Origin of the sequence: Lactobacillus kimbladii (genome assembly GCF_000970755.1) — a bacterium.
In the GTDB taxonomy this organism is placed as follows: domain Bacteria; phylum Bacillota; class Bacilli; order Lactobacillales; family Lactobacillaceae; genus Lactobacillus; species Lactobacillus kimbladii.
This window is the reverse complement of sequence record NZ_KQ034006.1, coordinates 95,775-102,547: the sequence shown is the minus strand read 5'-3', so window position 1 is coordinate 102,547 and position 6,773 is coordinate 95,775. Positions and strand designations below refer to the sequence as shown.

The window sequence follows — 6,773 nt, the reverse complement described above, 5'->3', positions numbered from 1 at the left end:
GCGATTTTGTCAACTGCTTTTGCTCGATTTTTTTGCCTGCCTGCCGAGGCCTCTTGCCTTGCGGCTCATTGCCCGACGACAGTTATTAATACTAGCAATTATTTTTCTCTTTTGCAAGTATTTTTTTATTATTTTTTCTGTTAAAGCAAAAAAAGTCCTATCTTTCTAGCACTTTTCAATATCAGAACAAATACAAAATATTTTCAGACGAATTACAAACGTTATCTAAATTTAATCTTTTCGTATACCCCAATTAATTTTAAAGTTTTATAATACAACTATATTTTAAGGAGAAAAATTATTTTGAAGCATAAATTTATTACAATGGTGGCTTCTTTAGTTATTGCTACCACACCTTTAGTCACTGCAACCAGTCAAGTTAATGCAGCAACTATCACTAACAATAAGCAGACTGAAATGTATAGTTTTGTCAGGAATACTTTTAAGAAACACAATGTCCGTGGCATAGTTACAGTAGTACAAAATGGGGAGCCACAGACAATCAGTTATGGCTATGCTTGGTATGGTAAAAGAATTGGTAATGGCAGCAGCAAAGTTGTTTATCCCACAGCTTCGCTGCAAAAAGTAATTACTGGTGCGATGATAGTTCAACTAATTAATGAAACTAAGGGCACCAAAAACAAATTTACTCAAAACACCAAGATATCCCGCTGGTACCCTAATCTCAAAAATGCCGCTAATATTACCGTAGGCAATCTGCTGACCCATACCTCAGGAATTATGGCGACTAAAACTGAAATAGATAGAGGCTATAATTATTCAGAAGACAATGCTATTAACTGGGTAGTCAACAATATCAATGCCTCAAAGTCTGACACAATAGGTAATTATCACTACAATAATAGTAATTATATTTTACTTACCGGCATCATTAGGCAAGTTACAGGCAAGTCATACGAAGACAACCTGCAAACCCGTATTATTGATAAGTTAAATTTAAAAAATACCTATCTTTACCAAAACATCCCTAAGAAAATGACTGATCCAATTTCATACTATTCAAATGGGAGTAAGAACTATCAAAAAGCAACTTATCTCAAGAAAAGCTTGGTTTCACAAATTCCTGGTGCTGGCAATCTTTTTACTACCACAGCAGAATATTACAAGATTCAGGTGGGCTTAACAGACGGCACAGTTTTAAATAAAGATGATTTCTATTATTTGACTCACCTAAAAAGCAAAGTAGTTAACTATTCAGGTGGAATGTACCTATACAATAATGATAATATTAGAAACGCCTATGGCAGCTTTAAGGGACAGCATTTTGGCACCTGGGTGCAGCTAACTGCTGATAATCAAAATGGAATTGTTATGTTTTTAAATCAAACTAACGATAATGAAAATGATCAAAAAGATGTAGGATACGAAATCCTGAAACGTATCAAACCTAATACTTTTGTAGAGCGCTAGGTTTTTATCAAAAAATTAGCTAAAGTGATTTCCTACTTACATATCAAAAGGACTAATAAATCAGCATTTATCAACGTGATTTGTTGGTCCTTTGTTTTGTAATAATCCTTTTAATATTTAAAAATATTACTTTCTTTGCTAACTCAAAAAGTCTAAGAAGTTCAACTCTTAGACTTTTTCTTATTCATCAAATAGTAGCTCATACATTTTTGTACTCAATGGCTTTTCTAGCAGTAAATTCATCCCTACCGCTGCTTTTTTCTTCGGCCCCAGCAATTCTTCTTTGACCGTATCCTTTTGAATATCTACTTGTCCTAAATAGTAAAATTGCTTGCCAATCGCATCGCTCTTCTTAACAAAAAGCAATAGCTTCATCTGCGGAGTATTAAGCAGCCTCTGAACTTCATCTGATTCTAGATGACGGGGCGATCTCGTATACCAACGCAAGCAGCGACCGTCTTCTAGCGTATTATGGTACAAAGCATTGCGTTTTTTAGTCGAATCTTTTTGATAAGTGATAAAAATAGGCGTTTCGTTTTCATCCACACGATAGCCATACATAGGTGCGGAAACATCTTTGGGCCAGTTTAACAACCGACAAACATCTTTACGATCATATTGCTGGTAAAGGGTAAATTGTTTGTGATTGTCATAGTCTTGATTAAGTGCCAAACCCGTTTTAATCACATCAACAAACAATTTTTTAAAAGTATTATTTTGCAAAAGAGACTGTGCCAATTTAGGTGCTAATGCATAATCTAGTAAATCAGCTTTAACCACAAGCGGCTGGTCGCCATATTGCTCTTTTTTCGCTGTCTTGCCTTGTTTGATGTCAAAAAAGTTGAGCGAAAGTATGTCTTCAACCGATGTCAGCACTCTTTCATTAACATAAGCACCATAATCATGCAGTTTTTTCTCAAATTCTTCCTGACTAACCTGCTCTTTTTCTAAAAGCAAATGCAAAAGTAGTAGTTCATGTGGCCTTTTACCATTCAATAATTCTTTAGTAACAAAAGACAAAACGGCACTTTCATAACGACTTAGCTTTACAGGCTCCCCCATCTTGGCCAGGAACTCGCCATAGTGCCCAAGACTATGATTGTTGGCAAAGACCATTGGTGAAGTTGAACCGTAACGGTAAAAATCAAATAGTAGAGGCGGACGCCCTATTTTTTGCGCTAATTCTTGGTAAGATTGCCGCAATTCCTTAATGCTGTCCAATTTAATCTGCTCCAGCGAAGCTAAAATCTGAGCAGAAGCAATTTGACTGAAATTAATTGTTGAAACATCAATAAAACCAGGAAGCACACTTTCCTGACGGGCCTTATCCTGCGAACGACTGTCATCCTGATTCAAAGCGATCGGAATCAGATAATTATTTTTGTAGTTACCAATAAAGTCAATGACAGTCACATAATCTTTACCAGGATATTTACGTAAGCCCCGACCCAGCTGCTGGATAAAAACAATGCTGGACTGCGTATTACGGAGCATAATAATCTGATTTAAAGCCGGAATATCAATTCCTTCATTAAAGAGATCAACGGTAATAATGTAATCAATTTTACCCTGTTCCAGCTGGTTGACAACTTGCAGTCTTCTTTTTTCACTATCTTCATTAGTTAAAGCAACTGCTGGATGCTTACGTTCTGAAAAAGCCTGCGCCAATTCACGCGCTTCTTCTTGGCGACTGCAAAAAACCAGTCCTTTAGCTTGAGAGCCACAATAGCCATAATAATCCAATTGCTTTAAGACATAGTCTACCCGTTCGGGTGCCAGCAGTCTGCGCAAATTGGTAGTTTCATCAATCGTTGCACCATCTACTTCATAATCCTCAACGCCAACATAATGAAAGGGAGCCAGCATTTTTTCTTCTAGTGCCTCACGCAAACGGATCTCGTAAGCTAAATTATAGTCAAACAAGCGATAAACATTCTGGTCATCCATTCTTTCCGGAGTGGCAGTCATCCCCAGCCAAAATTGGGGCTTGAATTTGGCAAAAATGCGCTGGTAACTTGGTGCGGCTGCCCGATGAGCCTCGTCAATCAGGATATAATCGAAAGTTGTCGCCTTCAAGCTTGCAAGTACATCTGGCTGACTTAAAGTTTGCACGGTCGCAAAAACATATTTGCGTTCAAGCTGGTGCTTATGTCCGGTTAACAGACCGTAATCAGATGACTTGCCACCAATCACTTGGTGAAAACTTTTTAAGGCTTTTTTGGCAATTTGCTCGCGGTGGACAACATAAAGAAATTTCTGGGGTTTAAAATCTTTGACTGCAAATGCTCCTAAATAGGTTTTGCCAGTTCCAGTAGCTGAAACTACCAGGCCACGTTTTTGTCCATTATCAATTAGTCCCTTTAATTCATGCAAAGCCTCTTCTTGCATCTTATTTGGCACAATTTCAGCTTTTTCATTTAACTGAACCTGAGATTGCGATTGTGGTTTTACCCAGTTTTGCTCATATTCTACTATCCAACTTTCAGATAAGGGAATACTGTTATTTTTTAATTCATGTAACTGCTGGGCAATCTGGTTAGTTAATGTCGCATTATTCTTTGAACTGATTTTCAAAGCCCACTCACAGTTGCTGAGCAAAGCTGCCCGGGTAAAATTAGCACTGCCGATAACTAAAGTTTGCCAATCTTCATGTTCAAAAAGGTAGCCTTTAGCATGAAAACCATTTTGGGAGGTAATTTTAACTCTTAAGTTGGGAATTTTTAGTAACTCACGAAAAACTTTGGGGTTATTAAATCCTAAGTAGTCACCTGTAATTAAAGTACCCGTAATATTTCTGTTAGCCAAATCAGCCATGACGACTTTAAAGGGAACAAGCATATCTTCAGTGACAAACGCTACCGCCCAAGTAAAACTGTGGCAGCTAAGAAGCTCTTGGCGCAGTGTCAACCAGATATTCTCCTGTTCATTATTTTGCAGCAGTTTTGGTCCTAATAATTCATGTCCCGGATAGCTGGGATCATACAAACCATTGAGAATAGCATCCTGCAAAGGCTCATTCATTCAACATCACCTCAAAGTTATTTTGCACAAAAGAAAAAGAAACCCACCCGATGGATTTCTTTTTTCTACTATGTTATAAATCTATTTCTAATAAAATTGGACAGTGATCGGCGCGCTCCCCTGTATCCATCATCTCGGAACGCTTGACCTTGTCAGCAACTCTATTGCTCGTTAGCCAATAGTCAATTCTCCAGCCCGAGTTATTAGCCTTGGCCGTTTTTACCCTTTGAGCCCACCATGAATAGACTCCTTCAACGTTGCCGTTAACTTTTCTAAAGGTGTCAGTAAATCCGGCCTTAAGCATTTTAGTAAAATCGGCGCGCTCTTCATCGGTAAAACCAGCTGAATGATGGTTAGTGTCCGGGTGTTTCAGGTCAATTTCATGGTGAGCGCAGTTGTAATCACCGCTAGCCAAAACCGGCTTTTCCTGATCCAATTTTTGCAAATAGGCAGTGTATTTTTCATCCCATACTTGCCGTTCACTTAAGCGCTTTAGGCCATTACCTGAATTTGGCGTATAAACCTGGGTCACAAAATACTCAGGAAACTCCAACGTAATAATTCTGCCTTCATGATCCATCGGTTCTGGTGCCCCAATCAGGGGATAAGTTACTTTGGGCTTGAGTTCTTTTTTATACAAAAACATAGTACCAGCATAACCTTTACGGGCCGGTTCTTCTGATGAGCGCCATACTATATCATATTCTGGACACTCTTGAGCTAATATTTCCAAGTGTTTTTTGGTAGGTCCAGTTGAGCGTAATTTTGTTTCCTGGATTGCGACAATATCGGCATTTTGAGCATGTATTTTTTCTAAAACCTGGCGTGTTGCCACGGCACGTGAGGAAGTTCCTGTTAAAGCTGCATTAAGTGAATCAATATTCCACGAAATTAAGATCATTTTCTTCTCCTTATTAATCATTTCTTTCATTATATAGTTTTTTCACAGGGACTCAAAATTTCTATGATTCTTAGCAGTATTATTTTTTACCAACTTGCACGTAATTCCATTAAATTTGCTGTTATTTTTTTCACTACCTTAGCAAAAAATATTTGTAATTTTTTTATTTTGCTATAATCCCTTGTACAACATAAATGTAAGCGATTACCGATATAGCAGTATTTTTTAAAAAATAATTTTTTCACATTTTTATATTTTTCAATCCGATTAAGCAAGTGTATAATAGCACAAGAGACAACAATAATAATCTTTGGAGGTTAGATTTTATGACTAAAATTTATGCTTACGCCATTCGTAAAGATGAAGAACCTTATGTTCATGAATGGAAAGAGGCTCACAAGGATGTTGATGTTGATTTCACTGATCAACTTCTCACCCCTGAAACGGCTGAATTAGCTAAAGGTGCTGATGGTGTTGTAACTTACCAGCAACTGGATTACAAGGCTGATACTATTGAAGCCTTAGACAAATTAGGCATTCACAACTGGTCCATTCGTAACGTCGGTATTGACAATATTGACTTAAAAAAGGCTAAGGAATTAGGCTTTAAGATCACTAATGTTCCGGTATATTCACCAGATGCCATTGCCGAGCACGCTGCTATCCAAGCTGCTAGAGTTTTGCGTCAAGACAAGGTTATGGACGAAAAAGTTGCTAAGCATGATCTGCGCTGGGCACCTACAATTGGCCGTGAAGTGCGTGACCAAACTGTTGGTGTTGTAGGTACTGGCCATATTGGTCAAGTATTCATGAGAATCATGGAAGGCTTTGGCGCTAAGGTTATTGCCTATGATATCTTCAAGAACCCAGAATTAGAAAAGAAGGGTTACTACGTTGATGACTTAGATGAACTTTACGCTAAGTCTGACGTTATTTCACTTCATGTTCCTGATACTCCAGAAAATGTTCATATGATTAACGATGATTCGATCAAGAAGATGAAGGATGGCGTCGTTATTGTCAACGTTTCCCGTGGACCACTAGTTGACACGGATGCAGTTGTTCGTGGTCTTGACTCAGGTAAAGTCTTTGGCTTCGTAATGGACACATATGAAAATGAAGTTGGTATTTTCAACAGTGACTTCAGTAATAAGGACTTTCCTGACAAGCGTTTAGCTGACTTGATTGCACGGCCAAATGTTTTGGTAACCCCACACACAGCCTTTTATACTACCCATGCTGTGCGTAACATGGTTATCAAGGCTTTTGACAACAACTTGAAGCTAATTAAGGGTGAAAAAGCTGATACTCCAGTTGATTTGGACAAAGAGTTTTAATCTCTAAACTTATTTTTCCCTTCTTAAATACACTTTATTGTCAAAAAAGACATCAGATAAAATTATCTGGTGTCTTTTTAATT

4 protein-coding genes are annotated in these 6,773 nt (G+C 37.9%); 2 read left to right on the top strand and 2 right to left on the bottom strand.

Going from position 1 to position 6,773, the window contains the following annotated elements:
- Positions 1-417 precede the first annotated feature (417 nt).
- Entirely contained in the window at positions 418-1,431 is a 1,014-nt protein-coding gene (locus JF75_RS00475; RefSeq protein WP_084605655.1) for a serine hydrolase domain-containing protein, read from the top strand.
- 180 nt (positions 1,432-1,611) lie between these two features.
- On the opposite strand, the gene JF75_RS00470 is transcribed toward JF75_RS00475, so the two are convergent.
- Both JF75_RS00470 and JF75_RS00465 read right to left on the bottom strand, forming a co-directional pair.
- Positions 1,612-4,452, bottom strand: coding sequence for a DEAD/DEAH box helicase (locus JF75_RS00470; RefSeq protein WP_046331395.1), 2,841 nt, complete (start codon positions 4,450-4,452; stop codon positions 1,612-1,614).
- Positions 4,453-4,525: 73 nt separating this feature from the next.
- Positions 4,526-5,353 carry an exodeoxyribonuclease III gene (locus tag JF75_RS00465; RefSeq protein ID WP_046331394.1) on the bottom strand — a complete coding sequence of 276 codons (828 nt, stop codon included), beginning with the start codon at positions 5,351-5,353 and terminating at the stop codon, positions 4,526-4,528.
- A gap of 326 nt (positions 5,354-5,679) precedes the next feature.
- Between JF75_RS00465 and JF75_RS00460 the strand changes: the two genes are divergently transcribed.
- Positions 5,680-6,690 (top strand): D-2-hydroxyacid dehydrogenase, encoded by a 1,011-nt coding sequence (locus tag JF75_RS00460; protein WP_046331393.1) that lies wholly within the window; start codon positions 5,680-5,682, stop codon positions 6,688-6,690.
- Positions 6,691-6,773: the final 83 nt, after the last annotated feature.